General features: G+C 63.4%; 17 protein-coding genes and 1 tRNA gene. 11 read left to right on the plus strand and 7 right to left on the minus strand.

The features are described from left to right. Nucleotides 1–98: 98 nt before the first annotated feature. The 4 genes from dinB to JQ558_RS18870 all read right to left on the minus strand — a co-directional run bounded on the left by dinB (nt 99) and on the right by JQ558_RS18870 (nt 5,070). On the minus strand, nt 99–1,346 hold the full coding sequence (gene dinB, locus JQ558_RS18855) for a DNA polymerase IV (RefSeq protein WP_212294525.1): 1,248 nt from the start codon (nt 1,344–1,346) through the stop codon (nt 99–101). A 108-nt stretch (nt 1,347–1,454) separates the two neighbouring features. Beyond that, a complete protein-coding gene (locus tag JQ558_RS18860) occupies nt 1,455–2,654 on the minus strand; it encodes an adenylate/guanylate cyclase domain-containing protein (protein WP_212294526.1) in 1,200 nt (399 codons plus the stop codon). Nucleotides 2,655–2,779: 125 nt separating this feature from the next. After that, nucleotides 2,780–3,790 (minus strand): 4-hydroxythreonine-4-phosphate dehydrogenase PdxA, encoded by a 1,011-nt coding sequence (gene pdxA / locus JQ558_RS18865; RefSeq protein WP_212274073.1) that lies wholly within the window; start codon nt 3,788–3,790, stop codon nt 2,780–2,782. Then, the gene (locus JQ558_RS18870; protein ID WP_312015004.1) at nt 3,787–5,070 is read right to left on the minus strand and encodes a four-carbon acid sugar kinase family protein; all 1,284 of its coding nucleotides are present in this window, start codon (nt 5,068–5,070) and stop codon (nt 3,787–3,789) included. Before JQ558_RS18870 ends, pdxA begins: the two co-directional genes overlap by 4 nt. Nucleotides 5,071–5,470: 400 nt before the next feature. Here JQ558_RS18870 and JQ558_RS18875 point away from each other — a divergent pair, with 400 nt between their 5' ends. Both JQ558_RS18875 and JQ558_RS18880 read left to right on the plus strand, forming a co-directional pair. Continuing rightward, a complete protein-coding gene (locus tag JQ558_RS18875) occupies nt 5,471–6,643 on the plus strand; it encodes a patatin-like phospholipase family protein (protein WP_249142541.1) in 1,173 nt (390 codons plus the stop codon). A gap of 50 nt (nt 6,644–6,693) precedes the next feature. Continuing rightward, nucleotides 6,694–7,311 (plus strand): PepSY domain-containing protein, encoded by a 618-nt coding sequence (locus JQ558_RS18880; protein ID WP_212294528.1) that lies wholly within the window; start codon nt 6,694–6,696, stop codon nt 7,309–7,311. A 127-nt stretch (nt 7,312–7,438) separates the two neighbouring features. Here JQ558_RS18880 and JQ558_RS18885 read toward each other — a convergent pair whose 3' ends face one another. Together JQ558_RS18885 and JQ558_RS18890 are read right to left on the minus strand one after the other, a co-directional pair. Beyond that, complete coding sequence (locus tag JQ558_RS18885) at nt 7,439–8,137, minus strand: DUF2270 domain-containing protein (RefSeq protein ID WP_312015005.1); 699 nt, start codon at nt 8,135–8,137, stop codon at nt 7,439–7,441. Nucleotides 8,138–8,667: 530 nt separating this feature from the next. After that, nucleotides 8,668–8,744, minus strand: a tRNA-Pro gene (locus JQ558_RS18890). 62 nt (nt 8,745–8,806) lie between these two features. On the opposite strand from JQ558_RS18890, the gene JQ558_RS18895 reads away from it, so the two are divergent. Genes JQ558_RS18895 through JQ558_RS18910 form a run of 4 tightly spaced genes read left to right on the plus strand, consistent with a single transcriptional unit; the run spans nt 8,807 to nt 12,311 of the window. After that, the gene (locus tag JQ558_RS18895; RefSeq protein ID WP_409410545.1) at nt 8,807–9,805 is read left to right on the plus strand and encodes an L-threonylcarbamoyladenylate synthase; all 999 of its coding nucleotides are present in this window, start codon (nt 8,807–8,809) and stop codon (nt 9,803–9,805) included. A 26-nt stretch (nt 9,806–9,831) separates the two neighbouring features. Continuing rightward, a complete protein-coding gene (locus tag JQ558_RS18900) occupies nt 9,832–11,259 on the plus strand; it encodes an FAD-binding oxidoreductase (RefSeq protein ID WP_212294610.1) in 1,428 nt (475 codons plus the stop codon). After that, on the plus strand, nt 11,256–11,717 hold the full coding sequence (locus tag JQ558_RS18905; RefSeq protein ID WP_212294531.1) for a GNAT family acetyltransferase: 462 nt from the start codon (nt 11,256–11,258) through the stop codon (nt 11,715–11,717). The genes JQ558_RS18900 and JQ558_RS18905 overlap by 4 nt, the downstream gene beginning before the upstream one ends. 12 nt (nt 11,718–11,729) lie before the next feature. Next, nucleotides 11,730–12,311, plus strand: a complete 582-nt coding sequence (locus JQ558_RS18910) for an NUDIX domain-containing protein (protein ID WP_212294532.1) — start codon at nt 11,730–11,732, stop codon at nt 12,309–12,311. A gap of 147 nt (nt 12,312–12,458) precedes the next feature. Here the strand turns inward: JQ558_RS18910 and JQ558_RS18915 are convergent, their stop codons facing one another. Then, nucleotides 12,459–13,217 (minus strand): SOS response-associated peptidase, encoded by a 759-nt coding sequence (locus JQ558_RS18915; protein ID WP_212294533.1) that lies wholly within the window; start codon nt 13,215–13,217, stop codon nt 12,459–12,461. Between the two features lie 62 nt (nt 13,218–13,279). Between JQ558_RS18915 and JQ558_RS18920 the strand changes: the two genes are divergently transcribed. The 5 genes from JQ558_RS18920 (at nt 13,280) to JQ558_RS18940 (ending at nt 15,884) form a co-directional block, all read left to right on the plus strand. Beyond that, nucleotides 13,280–13,795 (plus strand): hypothetical protein, encoded by a 516-nt coding sequence (locus tag JQ558_RS18920; RefSeq protein ID WP_249119608.1) that lies wholly within the window; start codon nt 13,280–13,282, stop codon nt 13,793–13,795. Between the two features lie 90 nt (nt 13,796–13,885). Next, on the plus strand, nt 13,886–14,305 hold the full coding sequence (locus tag JQ558_RS18925) for an NUDIX hydrolase (protein ID WP_212210948.1): 420 nt from the start codon (nt 13,886–13,888) through the stop codon (nt 14,303–14,305). Between the two features lie 137 nt (nt 14,306–14,442). Beyond that, a complete protein-coding gene (locus tag JQ558_RS18930) occupies nt 14,443–14,820 on the plus strand; it encodes a TIGR02301 family protein (protein WP_212210950.1) in 378 nt (125 codons plus the stop codon). Then, the gene (locus JQ558_RS18935) at nt 14,810–15,526 is read left to right on the plus strand and encodes an HAD family hydrolase (RefSeq protein WP_212294534.1); all 717 of its coding nucleotides are present in this window, start codon (nt 14,810–14,812) and stop codon (nt 15,524–15,526) included. The genes JQ558_RS18930 and JQ558_RS18935 overlap by 11 nt, the downstream gene beginning before the upstream one ends. A 91-nt stretch (nt 15,527–15,617) precedes the next feature. Beyond that, nucleotides 15,618–15,884, plus strand: a complete 267-nt coding sequence (locus JQ558_RS18940) for a hypothetical protein (RefSeq protein WP_192735255.1) — start codon at nt 15,618–15,620, stop codon at nt 15,882–15,884. Nucleotides 15,885–15,988: the final 104 nt, after the last annotated feature.

Here is a 15,988-nt window from a genome sequence, read left to right on the forward strand (position 1 = left end):
GCAAAATCCCCGTTTTAGTTCTCAGGCGACACACCCCGTTGAGTCTGTGACGGCGCGTGCACTGCGTAGGCTTTGGGCGCGCGTTGGACGCGTGACGGTCACAGGTCCTTTTCAGCGAGTTTGCGAAACGCGTCGGGAACGGAAGAAGAGACACCCGGCGCCACCGATCCATATCCGATCGCATCCCATCCGAAGCGATCGCGGATTTTATCGACGGCATGGTCGGCCGCCGAACGCGCCATGCCTCTTTTGCTGCCGGGGCGGCGTGCTTCATCGCCAAGTCCGAGCGGGAGTTCGAGCTCCACATCCCGCTGCTCTCCAAGATGCGACACGGAAATCGCCAGGAGCGAGATGGTTTTCTCGTGAGGATGATCGGCGAGGACAGCGCGCACCAGGTCCTCGGCGACCTCGGCCAGAATCAGAGTCGCAGAGACCGGTGCGTCGAGCGTGACCGAACGCGTGACCGAGTTCAGATTGACGAAGCGAACGCGGACCGTCACAGTCCGCCCAGGCCTGGACTTGGCGCGGAGCCGGCTGCCGATTCGGTCAGCAAGGTGAAGCAGCGTGGGTCGAACAACCCGCTCTTCGGCGGGCTTCCTGCCAAGCGCCGATTGCGCTCCTGCGGATCGAGCGCGGCGGTGCGTCTTGATTTCCCGGGGGTCACGATTCCACGCCAGCGCCGAAAGCTTCGTCCCTGCCGCGGAACCAAGCACCCGCTTGAGCGAGCCTCCCGGTGTCGTTGCCAGTTGCCCGATCGTGAGCACGCCGATTTCGGCCAGCCGTGCCCGCGTCGCCGGACCGACGCCCCACATCAGCTCAACCGGCAGGTGGTGAAGAAATCCGAGCTCCGTGTCGGGATCGACAACGACGAGCCCGTCGGGTTTGGCCACTTGCGAAGCAATTTTCGCCAGATGCTTGGTGCGCGCGACACCGACCGAGATCGGAAGGCCAAGCTCGGCGCGCACGCGTTGGCGGATGGCCATCGCGATTTCGGCAGGCTGACCGAACAGATGGGTGCAGCCCGCGACGTCGGCAAAGGCCTCGTCGATGGAGATCCGTTCGACGAGCGGCGTGAAATCGCCGATCACCTTGATGGCGGCATCGCCCAGCCGTTGGTATTCCCCGAAATGTCCGCCGACAAAAATGAGCTGCGGACAGAGTTCGCACGCTTGCCGTCCCGGCATGCCGCCGCGGACCCCGAAGGCCTTGGCCTCGTAAGACGCGGCAAGCACAACCCCGCCACCGACGGCAATGGGTTTGCCGCGCAGCGAAGGATCAAGCAGCTGCTCTACCGAGGCATAGAACGCATCCAGGTCCGCATGGAGGATGGTGGCTGTCGTTGCCATCCGACCGTTCGCCCATGACGTTTTGACGAGGTTCACGCAGAGTGAACATAATGAGAACGAGGACGCCCTATGTCAAGCGATCGGAGACGCACGGGCGTAGGTCGGCATTCAGCCGTGATACGCGAACAGCTCGATTGGGTCGTTGAAGCCGCGCACCGGATGTTCGCCGACGCGTTCGAGATCGAAATCGCTCTCGACGAAGTCTGCGAACGCGCGGGACAGCAGCACCGTTTTCCCCAATTGCTTGGTGAGGGCTTCGAGGCGCGACGCCATGTTGACCGCCGGACCGATAACCGTGAAGTCGAGCCGGCTGCGCGACCCGATATTGCCGTACATGACGTCGCCGACGTGAACGCCGATGCCGTAGTTCAGCGGCGCACGGCCGGTTTCGCTGTTCTTTTCGTTCAGCGCCGTCATGGCCTGACGGGCCTCAGTCACGGCACGCAGCAGGTTTGCACAGGCCTGAGGTTCGCTGAGCGGAAAAATGGCGAGCAGACCGTCGCCGATGAATTTCAGTATTTCGCCGCCATGACGCGCGATCGGCTCCGACATCGCGTCGAAATAGCCGTTCAGGAGATCAATGACGTCATCGCGCGGCCAGTTGTCGGAGATCCGGGTGAAATCACGTAAGTCGCAGATCATGATGGCGGCGCGCACCGTGGTTCCGGTTCCTCGCCTGGTGGCACCGGCCAGAATGAGTTCGCCGGCATGCGATCCGACATAGGTTTCCAGCAGCGTACGCGCCAGCCGGTTCTTGACCCGGATCTCACTGACCAGCGCCAGCACCGGCAGCAATCTCTGCAGGGCGGCGATATGCGTGGCGTCGAAACCGCCTGGCCGGTCGGTAGCAAAGGTCACGATGTGCCGCTTGCCGAGCGTATGGTACAGCGGCCACGCCACATAGTCGCTCAAGCCTTTCGCCCGCATCTCGTCATAGACGGCGTGCTTGCGGCCGAGCGCTGGATCACGCTCGAGATTCTCGCGCACCTCGGTGACACCGTCATGGATTTCGTTGGCGGGACTGCCGATATATTCGGAACGCTCCTGGACATCGTAATCAACCCGCGCAATCTCGGCCTCGCGCATCCCGTCTTCCCACATGATCCGGGCGCCAAGCCATTGCGGATGGTGGATCAAGATATGAAGCGACGCCCGCTTGACGGGAATGTCCGCTTGCTGAAGCCGGATGCACATTTCGGCAAAAATATTGTCGATGAAGCGCTGATCGCGCGTGCCGTTGGTCAGCCAGTGCACGACGTCACCGCCGGATTGCGCTGTGACGGGATCGATATTCGACGGCGCGTCCATACTTACTCCTGAGCGGTAACGTGGATCGATGGTGCGGGATATGTGTTCCCGCTCGACAACGTCAATGGAGGCCGCCGCAATTTGCCTGCGCGATCGGGAACGCCGGCTTAATCACCCATACTTAGTCACACACGATCGCGGAGATCCGCGTCCGGCGCCAGATCGGCCGCCTGCCGCAGCGCCTCGATCAGGCTGCGCTCATCCGCGATACCCTTGCCCGCAATGTCGAAAGCCGTGCCGTGATCGACCGAGGTCCGGATCACGGGCAAGCCGACCGTGATGTTAACGCCCGCTTCCAGTCCAAGCACCTTGATGGGGCCGTGACCCTGATCGTGGTACATGGCAACAACCATGTCGTAGTCGCCGCGGCCGGCCAGGAAGAACAGCGTGTCCGCCGGCAGCGGGCCGCGCACATCCCAGCCACGGCGCTGGCAGGCATCAATCGCGGGCGCGATCTTCGCCGCTTCCTCGCCACGACCGAACAACCCGTTTTCGCCGGCATGCGGATTGATCGCACAAACACCAATTCTTGGATTAGCGATACCGGCGCGTACCAGTACGCCGTGTCCGCGCGAGATCACGCGTTCGACGAGGCCGGGCTCGATCTTCTCGATCGCATCGAGAAGACCGATATGCGTGGTGACGTGGATGACGCGCAGCTTCGATGACACCAGCATCATCGAGACTTCGGGCGTTCCGGTGAGATGCGCCAGCAATTCGGTGTGGCCCGGAAACTTGTGGCCGGCTGCGTGAAGAGCTTCTTTCGATAGCGGCGCGGTGCAGATCGCCTGCGCGTCGCCTGCCTGCACCACCTCGACGGCCTTTTCGATGCAGCGATAGGCGACCTCGCCTGCTGCTGCCGACACCTGGCCGAACGGCAAATCGTCCGGCACCAATTTCAGGTCCAGGCATTGCACGGCGCTTGCGGCAAAGTCCGCCTGCTTGGCATCGCCGAGTGCATCGACCGCAACCGACGCGCCGACAAGCCGGCCTGCCTTGCGCAGCCGGTTGGCGTCGCCGATCACGAGCGGATTGCAGATCGCCCGCGTCGCCTCCTGGGCCAGCGCCTTCATGATCACTTCGGGGCCGATGCCGGCGGGATCGCCCATCGTGATCGCAATCGTCGGGCGGCTCATGCAAAACTTCCTCTCGTTCGAACGGCGTGAAGGCGCTCGTTGATGCGTACAAGACTATCCGCGTCGCCGAATGCGCCCGCCTTGGTGACGACAGGAACGGACAGCGAGCCCAGCGTGAGGCCGAGCGACACGCCGGGCTCAATCTCGTCGGCAAGACGGATAGCGTTGACACCAAGGCCCGACAAGAGCGCTGCCGCGGTTTCGCCGCCCGTTACCGCAATCGCACCGATCACGGGCGCGGCGACTTGCAGCGCTGTCGCGAGATTGTGGGCCAGAAGCGGCCCTGCCGACATGTTTGGAGAATCGTTCAGCGATATCTCGACGAGAGCATCGCCACCATTAGCAAGACGCGCCATCACTCCGGAAGCAAGTTCCGCGCGATCGACATCATTTCCAGCCAGGGCTTTCGGCTCGACCGGAAAATATGCGGCCGTTCCCGTCTCTCTCAAGCGGCGCGCCGCGATACGGGAGGCACCGGCGAGCGAACCGACGACAGTGAGCGTTCCGAACTTGCCGGCGGGAATACGCAGCGTTTCGCTGCCGCCGCTCCGCTCCAGATACGCCAGCGCATGCGCAAGACCCGCGCTGCCGATGAAGACGCTCGCGGGCGATGCATGCAGCCCCGCCTCCGCGATCAGGGCCAGATCATTCTCGGTCTCGGCGTCACAGATGGCAACCACGGTGGCCGACCGATCCGCCATCGTTGCGAACCTGGCTCGCAGATCGCCCCCACGCACAGCGGCAAGCGTGACCTTCTCGCCGCAAATCCCGGCGGCAGCGAGAACGTCGTCGAGATCGGCGTTCGGATAGGTGTGATCGCGCCGCCATAGCTCGGTTTCTTCCAAGGCCGCGCCATGAACGAGGACTCGGCCATCGACGGTGGTGCGACCGGTCGCCGGGAAGGCTGGTGCCAGCACGCCAAATATCCGATCGGCGCCTGACTTCAAATGGGCAAGCGTCGCGGCCAGTTCCGCCGCGGGCTGTCCCCGCAACGTTGAATCGATTTTCTTGAACAGCGCACGTTCGGACATCGGCAAGCGTGCCAGCACGCCGAGATGGCGCGCCGCAGCGGCCTCGGACGAAAGACCGCGGCTTGCGACGTCATGGGCCCAAACAGCTGCCTGGCGATGCGACGGCTTTGTGGCGTCGCCCCACGTCACGACCGCCTCACGCCCCATCCTGCCGAAGGCAATGGCGCAGTCGGCGGCTCCGGTCAGATCGTCTGCAAGGATCAGCCAGTGACGGGCCATCCTTGCGCGGTCGGTGATATGCTTCGTCACTCCCAGACCCTACCCTATTTGCCGTCTGCTGCCGTGCGCAGAGGCTGGATCCTTTCATCAAACAAGGTAATTTAATACCGCAAGCTTGACCCACTATTGACTTCTGAGCCAGTCAACTTTAGTAAGTGATTACTCACTTGATTGGTTTGGATGTGTCTTATGGCGTCAAAGTGGCCCTGTCTCCGGCGATGCGGCCGGATGCGTACAAGGGAATCCGGTCCAGGCGGGAGCCGCGGCGGTCCAGCAATCGCGGGCGCCTGACGGAGCGAATGGTCGCGGCATCCCGATGGCCCGAATGGCGAAGCGACTCGCGATGCCCCGCGGGTTGCCCCTGAGCGCTCCCTTCCAATCCGGAAATGTCATGAACTGCATCGGTCTTCGGACACCCGTAGCCTTGGCCATGGTTTCAGCGCTCAGCCTTATCACCGCCGGATGTTCGTCGCTGCCGAGGACGCCGCACAGCGTTGCGGAGGCATCCTCCGCGCGCGTGCTCGGTCTGACGGATCTGCGCCGCTACGCCGACGAGCCCGCCGCCACATTCCGGCAATATCCCGCACCAGCCGTGCTGCGCGGACCGCGCACCTATCTTGCGTTATCCGGTGGCGGGGCCGACGGTGCCTATGGCGCCGGTGTGCTGATCGGCTGGACCGACACCGGCAGGCGTCCCGCGTTCTCGATCGTGTCTGGTGTCAGCACCGGCGCGCTCATCGCCCCATTCGCGTTCCTCGGTCCCGGCTATGACGCGACCTTGCGTGAGCTCTACACCAGCGGCATCGCCGAGAGCCTTCTCGACGCACCGAACCCGTTCAATGCCATCTTCGGGGCGGGCCTGTTCGGCAACGCCCGGCTGCGCGAACTGGTGGCCAAATATATCGATGCCGATTTCGTCGCGGCGGTCGCAGCCGAACATGCCAAGGGCCGGCGGCTGCTCGTCGTCACGACCAATCTCGATTCGCAGCGCACCGCGATCTGGGACATGGGGCGCATCGCCTCGCTCCGCACGCCCGCGGCGCTGAACCTGTTCCGGGACGTCGTCGCCGCATCGGCCAGCCTGCCCGTGGTGTTTCCGCCGATGCTGGTAACCGCGGAAGCCAACGGCAAGCGTTTCGAGGAGATGCATGTCGACGGCGGCGTGACCGCGCCTGTCCTGACGCTGCCGGAGGCCTACCTGCTGCACGATGCCAAGCCGGGCAAGCTGGACAATCTGCAGCTCTACATCCTGATCAACAACAAGGTAGAGCGTGAATTCAAGCTGGTTCGCAATGCCACCGTCGAAATCGCCGCGCGGTCGTCGTCGACGATGACGAAAATCCAGACCCGCTCGATTCTGTACAGCACCTATATCTTCGCCCGCCGCAACAAGTTCGGATTCAACCTGACTTACATCGAGGGCGATCAGCCGGCTTCGCCGACCTCCGGCTTCGACACCGCCTATATGCGCGCGCTGTTCCAGTACGGTTACGACAGGGCGCGCGGCAACCGTCTCTGGTCGGTCTCCCCGCCGCCCGACGAATTGGAACCTGCGCCGATGTCCGGCGTATCAATCAGGCGGCAACTCGCCAGCGGCAATTGATGTCAGCCCCGACTTTTACCCCCTGCACGTGCGAACAACGAAAGCAGCCGATGTCAAACAAGCAACGATTTGCGGTCATCCTTCTCTCCCTCCTCGCGCTTGTTCCGCCATATGCGATACCCCCGTTATCGGCCACGCAGGCCGCTCAGGAGGAAGGCGCGGAGGGCGAGCGCATTCACCAGGAGGCGGTGAACCGCGAGCTCGAGGCATTCCGTGCGGCACAGCTATCGCTGCGCCAGGCGATGGGAATCGCTGAAAAGCGGCACGCCGGTTCGAGAACCGCGGATATCAGCTTCGATGGCGCCTCGGGCTCCCCGGTTTATCGTGTCAAGACGGTCCAGGATAACCGTCTCTGGGAACATGCGATCGATGCAAAAACCGGGGACACGATCGGCGCGGAAACAGTGTCACACCTGAAGGACCTCAATCCGGATGACCGGAACAACGTCATGGCATTGCGGACCGTCCGGCAAGAGCTGTCGGACGCCGTCATCATCGCGGAACAAGTAGCGTCGGGACGAGCCATTGGCGGAAGCCTGATGGACGACAACGGGAAACTCAATTTCGTCATCGTCGTGGTGAGCGGCGGCAGCGATCTGAAGCAGGTCGTTCTCGAACCTCCGCAAGCAAAAGGCCGGGGATCGAACGCCCGCCATGGATCGCGATGATTCAATCACACCACGGCGAACACCATTCGATCCCGTCGCTGCGCGAAGGTCGTGCAGAAAAAATCTGCTGACATCGATTCGTTGCTTGCAGCCCCACCTCCAGGATCGAAAGACATGCCTGCACGCCTCACACGTGAGCATCGCCATGCGCGAGTTCGCCCTGGCGGCCACCAGTCCTCAATGCAGCGATGACGATCCAGCCGTAAAAAGCCAGCATGACCGCCGATATGATCCAGCCGGAAACCGGACCCACGCCGGCATTCCTTACCCAATCGTGGAAGGTGAGAGCCGGCGGGACCTCGCCGCTGAAGGAGGGAAAGGTCACTTTGAGCGCCCATGCGCCCAGCAGGATCAGGAATATCCAGATGTAGTTGCGTCGCAACCTTCGCGACACGGCCTCTGCCATCGACATCGCGAATGTCGGCGCCAGGAGATCGGCAGCCATGATGCGCTGCCAGTCCTCCTCCGCTTTCACGCCGGGATCAAACAGTTTGGCGTAGTAATTGCGCTCCAGCCGGCGCACGCGAGACCGATAGACGTCGAAGAAGCGATAGCGCCGCGACTCAATCATCAGCAGGAAGAATGCCAGCACCATCGCAAACATCAGCACGCTGTGGTGCGCATTCGACGTCGAAAGCGAGACCGAGAGCATCGCGGCGACTAGCGTAATGGCCCAATTGGTGGTCCGGTCGATGCGATCTCGCCATCCGGCCATGCGGGCAATCTCGGCCCGATGGAAATGAGCGAATGCAGTTATGAACTCGCTGGGAGATGAAGGAAAATAGATGCGGCCGATTTCGCGTCTTTCCGGTTCCTGCATTTTCATCTCCCTGTTTCGAATTCATCACGGCGATCGGCCGGCAACAACGGCCCATCAGCGTGTCAGGCACCGATGCATCATCGATAAGCTCGCGATCGAGATCAGCCGCATCGTACGCTTCGCTTAAGGGACGTGCAGGCCAAAATCCCGGACTTCGGTTTCGAGCCGCTGGGTGACACGACCGAACCCTTCGCGGCGTTTGCGAAAGCCCAAGCGTAGCGCTGGACAGCGGCCGTCAAGGAAGTAACACCGGGTGGGGGATGCGATGACGGCTTCATCATTGATGATGACCGCATCTTGGTGAAGAGCGCCGGTCTCGAGGACCGCATCAACGCAACGTTGATTCGCCATACGCTCGGAGAACGTCGCGTGGGTGCCCGGACTCAATGGGCTCCTGACGACCTTCTCCTGCACCATCGGGCGGGTGATGAAGACCGTCTCGTGCGCCCCGAAAATGCTGCGTGCATTTTGCGTGCAAAACCGGGATTTTTGGTCAATAAGAAGCCGCGAGAAGGTCGCGCAAGCCGTTGATTTAATGGTCGGAGTGGCAGGATTCGAACCTGCGACCCCTGCGTCCCGAACGCAGTGCTCTACCGGGCTGAGCCACACTCCGACTAAGAACGCGGCTTATAGCTGCCGGTTTCGGTCACCGCAAGGCACCGATTTGAGGAATTAATCCCTGTGAATACAAGCCCGAAAACGTCGGTTTTGCCCGCCAATGAGGCCGCGGTGGCCTCTGCCGCGCATTGTTTGCGTGAAGGCGGGCTGGTCGCCTTCCCGACCGAGACGGTTTATGGGCTGGGAGCGGATGCCACCAATGCGGCTGCAATCGCCCGGCTATACCAGGCCAAGGGCCGGCCGGCCTTCAATCCGCTGATCGCCCATGTCGACGATCTCGCCGCGGCGCGCGAGAACGGTCGCTTTGACGCGGCCGCCCTGCGGCTGGCCGAAGCGTTCTGGCCGGGTCCGCTGACGCTGGTGCTGCCCAAAACGGAGCATTGCGCGGTCGCCGACCTCGCCACTGCCGGCCTCGACACGGTCGCGATCCGGATCCCGGCGCACCCGGTGGCGCGCGACATCCTGCGCGTGTTCGGCCGGCCGGTGGTGGCGCCGTCGGCCAATCTGTCCGGGCACGTCTCGCCGACGACGGCGGCCCATGTGCAAAGCGACCTGGAGGGGCGGATTGACCTGATCGTCGATGGCGGCGCGGTCGCGGTCGGCGTCGAATCGACCATTGTCGGGATTTTCGACGAACCGATGCTGCTGCGGCCGGGCGGCCTGCCGCGCGCCGACATCGAGCGCGTGCTGGGCCGCGCGCTGAAGCAACCGCCTGCGGACGCCGAGAGCGACAGCGCCCAGCCGCTGGCGCCGGGCATGCTGGCGTCCCATTATGCTCCGAGAACACGTGTGCGGCTCGGTGCAATTCAGATCGAGCCCGGCGAAGCGCTGCTGGCGTTCGGCAGCGATGCAGTTTCGGGAATTGACGCCGCCGCCGCGGTGATGAATCTGTCCCTGCGCGGCGACCTCAGCGAGGCCGCCGCCAATCTGTTCGGCTTTCTTCGCGCGCTCGACAGCAAGGCTGCGCAAACCATCGCCGTGATGCCCATTCCCAACGACGGACTGGGCGAGGCCATCAACGACCGGCTGCGCCGCGCCGCAGTCGGGCGGGAGTGAATCGGACGGGAGTGAAAGACCAGACCATGAATATCGTGCAGCCTGCCGCGCCACAGTTTCCGCCCGAACTGATCGCGAAATTCCGCGCGATCGTCGGCGACAAATATGCGGTGACGGATGCTGCCGATATCGCGCCCTACGTCACCGAGGAGCGCGATCTGTTTCATGGGCGCTCGCCGCTGGTGTTGCGGCCGGGATCAACAGCGGAAGTCTCCGAAATCTGTAAACTCGCCACCGCGCATAAAATCGCGCTGGTTCCGCAGGGCGGCAATACCGGGCTGGTCGGCGGCCAGACGCCGCATAATGGCGAGGTCGTCGTCTCGCTGCGGCGGCTCGATAAAATCCGCGAGGTCGATGCCGCCTCCAACACCATGACCTGCGAGGCCGGGGTGGTGCTGCAGGTCGCCCAGCAGCGCGCCCGCGACGTCGACCGGCTGTTTCCGCTGTCGCTCGGCGCCGAAGGAAGCTGCACCATCGGCGGCAATCTCTCGACCAACGCGGGCGGCACGGCCGCGCTCGCCTACGGCGTGGCGCGCGAGATGGCGCTCGGCCTGGAAGTGGTCTTGGCCGACGGGCGGATCCTGAACTCGCTGTCGAAGCTGAAAAAGGACAATACCGGCTACGATCTGCGCAATCTCTTCATCGGCGCCGAAGGCACGCTCGGCATCATCACGGCGGCGACGCTAAAACTGTTCCCAAACCCGCGTGCGATCGAGACCGCCTATGTCGGCCTGCAATCGCCGGCGCAGGCGCTGAAGCTGCTCTCGATCTCGCAGAACGAGGCAGCCGGCAGCCTGACCAGCTTCGAATTGCTGGCCGATATCGCGGTGGATTTCAGCATCCGTCACGGCATCGACATTCGGGATCCCCTCGAGAGCAAGCATCCCTGGTACGTGCTGATGGAGTTGTCGTCCTCACGCGATGATGCCCGCGACGCACTGGAATCGATCCTGGCCAAGGGCATGGAAGAAGGCATCGTCGATGACGCCGTGATCGCGGCGAACCTCAGCCAGCGCTCCGCGTTCTGGAAGCTGCGCGACGAGATGTCGGCGGCGCAGAAGCCGGAAGGCGGCTCGATCAAGCACGACATCTCCGTGCCGGTCGCCGCCGTGCCCGATTTCATTGCCGAGGCCAACGCGGCCGTGGTGAAGTTGATCCCGGGCTCGCGGCCGGTGCCGTTCGGCCATCTCGGCGACGGCAACATCCATTACAATGTCAGCCAGCCGGTCGGCGGCAACACTGCGGACTTCCTGGCGCGCTGGCACGAGGTCAACGAGGTCGTGTTCGCGATCGTGCTGCGGATGGGCGGATCGATTTCCGCCGAGCACGGAATCGGCGTGCTCAAGCGCGACGAACTGCCTGACGTCAAAGACAAGGTCGCGATCGAACTGATGCGGAGCATCAAGGCGTTGCTCGATCCACTCGGCATCATGAACCCCGGCAAGGTTCTGTGAACGCATCAGCGCCTAAGCCGCTTCCGCCACTCGCCATCGCGCCGATCGCGGACGCCGACATTCCCGCCGTCGTCGCGCTGTGGCAGGCGTGCGGACTGACGCGGCCGTGGAACGATCCGGCATCCGACATCGCGCTGGCGCGGCGCGGGCCGAATTCGACCGTGCTGATCGGCCGCGACGGCGGCGCCATTGTGGCGACCGCCATGGCCGGCCATGACGGCCATCGCGGCTGGGTCTATTATGTCGCGACCGATCCGGAACGCCGCGGCCGCGGCTATGGCCGCGTCATCATGAACGCGGCTGAAGATTGGCTGCGCGCGGCCGGCATGGCCAAGGTGCAATTGATGGTCCGGCGCGAAAACGCCCAGGCCGGCGCATTCTACCAGTCGATCGGCTATGCCGAGGCACAGACGATCGTTTTCGCCAAGTGGCTCGACGGCCGCGCGCCTACGCCTTGATCAAGGAATGCCATGACCATCTCCGACCGCATCCGCATCAAAGACGAGCGTGTCCTCTCCCATGCCCGGTACCTGTTGAAGAGCATCACGCTCGACTACCGCCGCGGCAACGGCGAATGGCAGACGCAAACCCGCGAAGTCTATGATCGCGGCAACGCCGCGGCCTTGCTGCCGTATAATGTTGCCTTGCGCACCGTGGTCCTGGTGCGGCAGTTCCGTTTGGCGGCCTATGTCAACGGCCATGACGACCTCCTGGTCGAAGCCGCCGCCGGCATGCTCGACGATGCATCTCCGGAGGAACGAATCCGCGCCGAGGCCGAAGAGGAAACCGGCTATCGCCTCCACGACGTCAAGAAAGTGTTCGAGGCCTTCATGAGCCCGGGCGCGGTGACGGAGAAACTGCACTTCTTTGTCGCCGAATATGAAGCCTCGATGCGGATCGGCAGTGGCGGCGGTCTCGCCGACGAGGGCGAGGACATCGAGGTGCTGGAATTGCCGATTGATCAGGCACTCGCGATGATCGCCGATGGCCGCATCGCGGATGCCAAGACGATCATGCTGTTGCAATATGCGGCACTGAATATTTTCAGGTGAGTTGTCGCTCCGGAGTAGCTGTCGTCCCGGCCTTGCGCCGGGACCCATACTCCGCGGCGTTCGTTACTTTAGAGGTCTCTAACACCTTTGCTCTTGCCGATAGAGCACGGCGTATGGGTCCCGGCTCAAGGCCGGGACGACGCGGAGTTAGAACAAACTCCCCTGCCCTTCATCCTCCTCCGCCACCGCCGCCGCCTTGCGCACAGCCTTCGGCTTCGGCGCCTCCGCCGCACGCTCTTCTTCCGTGATCGGCAGCAGCAATTGTGCGTCGTCATTGGCGACGCGATTGACCCGCGTCGAAATCTCGTGCCAGGCGAATTCTCCTTCCGCGGGGCCGGTCAACAACGCCATGACGTCGTCGGCGTCAAAGGCCCGACCGTCGAGCCAGCGTTCGAATTCATCGGGCGCGATCGTCACGGGGACGCGGTGATGCAGCGCCGCCAGATCGCGGCTGGCCGGCGCGGTGACGATCGCAACGCTGTCGACCTCCTCGCCATTCGGCCCCATCCAGGTCTCGGCCAATGCGGCAAAGCCGACAGGCTTGCCATCGCGGCGGTGAATGAAGAACGGCCGTTTGCGGCCGCTCGAATCCTGCCATTCGTAATAGCCGTCGGCCGGGATCAGGCAGCGCCGCCGCTTGATGGCGTTCTTGAAGGCGGGCTTTTCCCGCACCGTCTCGGAGCGGGCGTTGATCAGCAGCGAGAACTTGCGTGGGTCCTTGACCCAGGCCGGCACCAGGCCCCAGCGCATCAGCCGGAAATGCCGGCCGCCATTCTCCAGCATCACCACCGGAATCGGCTGGGTCGGAGCAATATTGTACCGCGGCGGGAAATTGGGCTGCTCAACGTAGCCGAAAATCTGCCTAAGTGCCGCCGGCGGCGAGGTAATTACGAAACGTCCGCACATAATCTAACCCGAATGGGGGTACGTTTAATCCCTTTTAACCCCAGTTGTTAACACTGGAACAGATGAGCTTACCGGCCGCCACAGAAGCGCGACCCGATCGCCCGACACCGCCGCCACGCACGGGCCCCATCGATGAGGCCCGCGCCGCGCTTCTGCGCGCCGCCAACATCAATCCCCGCACCGGGCTGGCCACCGACTATCTGAATCATTTCAACGAAGCCATCATGTTGCTCGAGATGGTTCCGGATATGCCGGAATGCGCCGAGGACTTTCTGACCTGGAGTCCGCTGTCCTACGCCGAGCATTTCTGGGCTTCCAATTTCAAGGCGCGCGATCTCGCGATCGAGGCCTATGAGCTGGCCGACCCCAAGATTCGCACCGAGTTCGACAAGGTCGCCAACACCATGACCTCGATCCTGACCGCGGTAGGCTCGGCGATGCGCGAAGCCCGCCAGGACAAGACCCGCGCCACGCTCGCCGAGCAGGCCACCGGCTGGGTCAAGCCGCTGGTGGCGCAGGCTGGCGGCATCATCAATGGCGCCACCGAGGCCGACGTCGAAACCATCATGTCGAACTAAGACTCGACCTGACGGCAGTGCATTAGACCTCCGCGCATCGATCGGGCATGATCCGGCCCGAAACCGTCCACCAATTTTCCGGATCACGCCTTGGACTCCTCCCCGCCACCCATCCGCCCGCAACTCGCCGTCAGCGGCGCGATCTTTCGCGACGGCAAGGTTCTGCTGGTCCGGCGCTCGCGCTCGCCGGGCAAGGGCTTCTATTCGTTCCCCGGCGGCCGGGTCGAATTCGGCGAATCGCTGCATACGGCGCTGCATCGCGAGGTCGACGAGGAAACGGGCTTGCGAATCGAGATTTTGGAGCTGGCCGGCTGGCGCGAAGTGCTGCCGGGAACCGGCGGCGGCGGGCATTATTTGATCATGTCATTCGCGGCACGCTGGACCGCCCGGGAGCCGGTCCTGAACGACGAGCACGATGACTTTGGATGGTTCGACCCCGATGCGCTCGGCGATCTCAAGGTCACCGGCGGCCTCCTGGAGGTCATCGCAGCGGCACGGAAGCTCATTTAGGCCCGAATTGTCTCGGCTCCTTGTTTCGACGCGTTTTTTTGACGCGAACCGGCACCCACTTCGCTCGAAAACGCTATGTTCCCCGCCTTGCCACCGGCGCATTGAGGGGGCATATCGGGCGGGTTCTGGACCCCCAAATGCGCAAGCACTTTTTCGCCGTCCTCATCCTCATCTCGGCCTGCCAGCTGGCGCCCGCGCGGGCCCAGGATGGCGCCGCGCCGTTCGACCGCGATTTGCAGCGGCTGGCCGAAATCCTCGGCACGCTGCACTATTTGCGTGGCATCTGCGGCAACAATGAAGGCGCGAAATGGCGCAACGAAATGCAGGCGCTGGTCGACGCCGAAACGCCTTCGGGCGAACGCCGCGCGCGCATGATCGCCGGCTTCAACCGCGGCTATAACGGCTTTCAGCAGACCTATCGTACCTGCACGCCCGCCGCCTCGATCGCGATCCGCCGCTACATCGAGGAAGGCTCGAAAATCTCGCGCGACCTGACTGCCCGCTATGCGAACTGACCTGCCCCTCGACGCAATCTATTTCGATCTCGACGGCACGCTGACCGATCCAAAACCCGGCATCACCCGTTCGATCCAGTATGCGCTGCAAAAGCTCGACCATCACAGCGTCCCGACCGAGGACGAACTGACCTGGTGCATCGGCCCGCCGCTGCGCGCCAGTTTTGTCAGACTGCTGGGCGCGGAAGATTCCGCCGACCGCGCCGTGTCGCTGTACCGCGAGCGGTTTTCCGACGTCGGGCTGTTCGAGAACGGCGTGTATGACGGGATCAGCGAAGTGCTGACGAAGCTCCGCCAGTCCGGCCACCGGTTGTTTGTCGCCACCAGCAAGCCGCATGTGTTCGCGACGCGCATCGTCGAGCATTTCGGGCTGCGGCATCATTTCGAGCATGTGTTCGGCTCCGAACTCGACGGCACCCGTGTCGACAAGTCCGATCTCCTGGAATACGCGCTGAAGACTGCTTCGGTCGATCCGGCCAAGACGCTGATGATCGGCGACCGCAGCCACGACATGATCGGCGCCAGGAACAACGGCATGCAGGCGATCGGCGTGCTCTACGGCTATGGCAGCAGGGACGAACTGATCGGAGCCGGCGCGCGGCATGTCTGCGCCACGCCGCAGGCCATACTCGACTGCATTTCCCGGGATTTTTCTGCGGAACCCGCGAGCCCGTCAAATGCCGGGAGCGGCGTTAACCTTTCTTAAAGATGTGGCCTAGCAGGCCCTGCGGCGCATGCTACAGCTTGGCGATCAGATGCGCTCCGCTGGGGAACGCGCGCAACGTCTGTCGAGTTTCATGAGCCATCCTGCGTCCTATTCGCTTCACCGCGATCCGCTGCCCGACCACGAACAGAAGCAGGCTGCGCTCAGCTACCTCCATGAGGCCTGGGCCGAGGCGCGCCACGATGGCGTCGACGGCGACTGCCTGGCGCAGGCCAGCCTGTTCACGGCGCTGGCCGAACTGGTCTCGACCTATGGCGAGGACGCGGTGGCGAAATTCGTCGAAGGGCTTCCCGCGCGGGTGCGCAACGGCGAGTTTTCGCTGTCGCTGGCGCGGCAGTAAGCCATCACACACTCCGCTGTCGTCGCCCGCGAAGGCGGGCGACCCAGTATTCCAGAGACGTCAGCGATTGAATCGATAAGCCGCGGCGTACTGGGTCACCCGCC

This window comes from Bradyrhizobium sp. AUGA SZCCT0160, assembly GCF_018130105.1.
Taxonomy (GTDB): domain Bacteria; phylum Pseudomonadota; class Alphaproteobacteria; order Rhizobiales; family Xanthobacteraceae; genus Bradyrhizobium.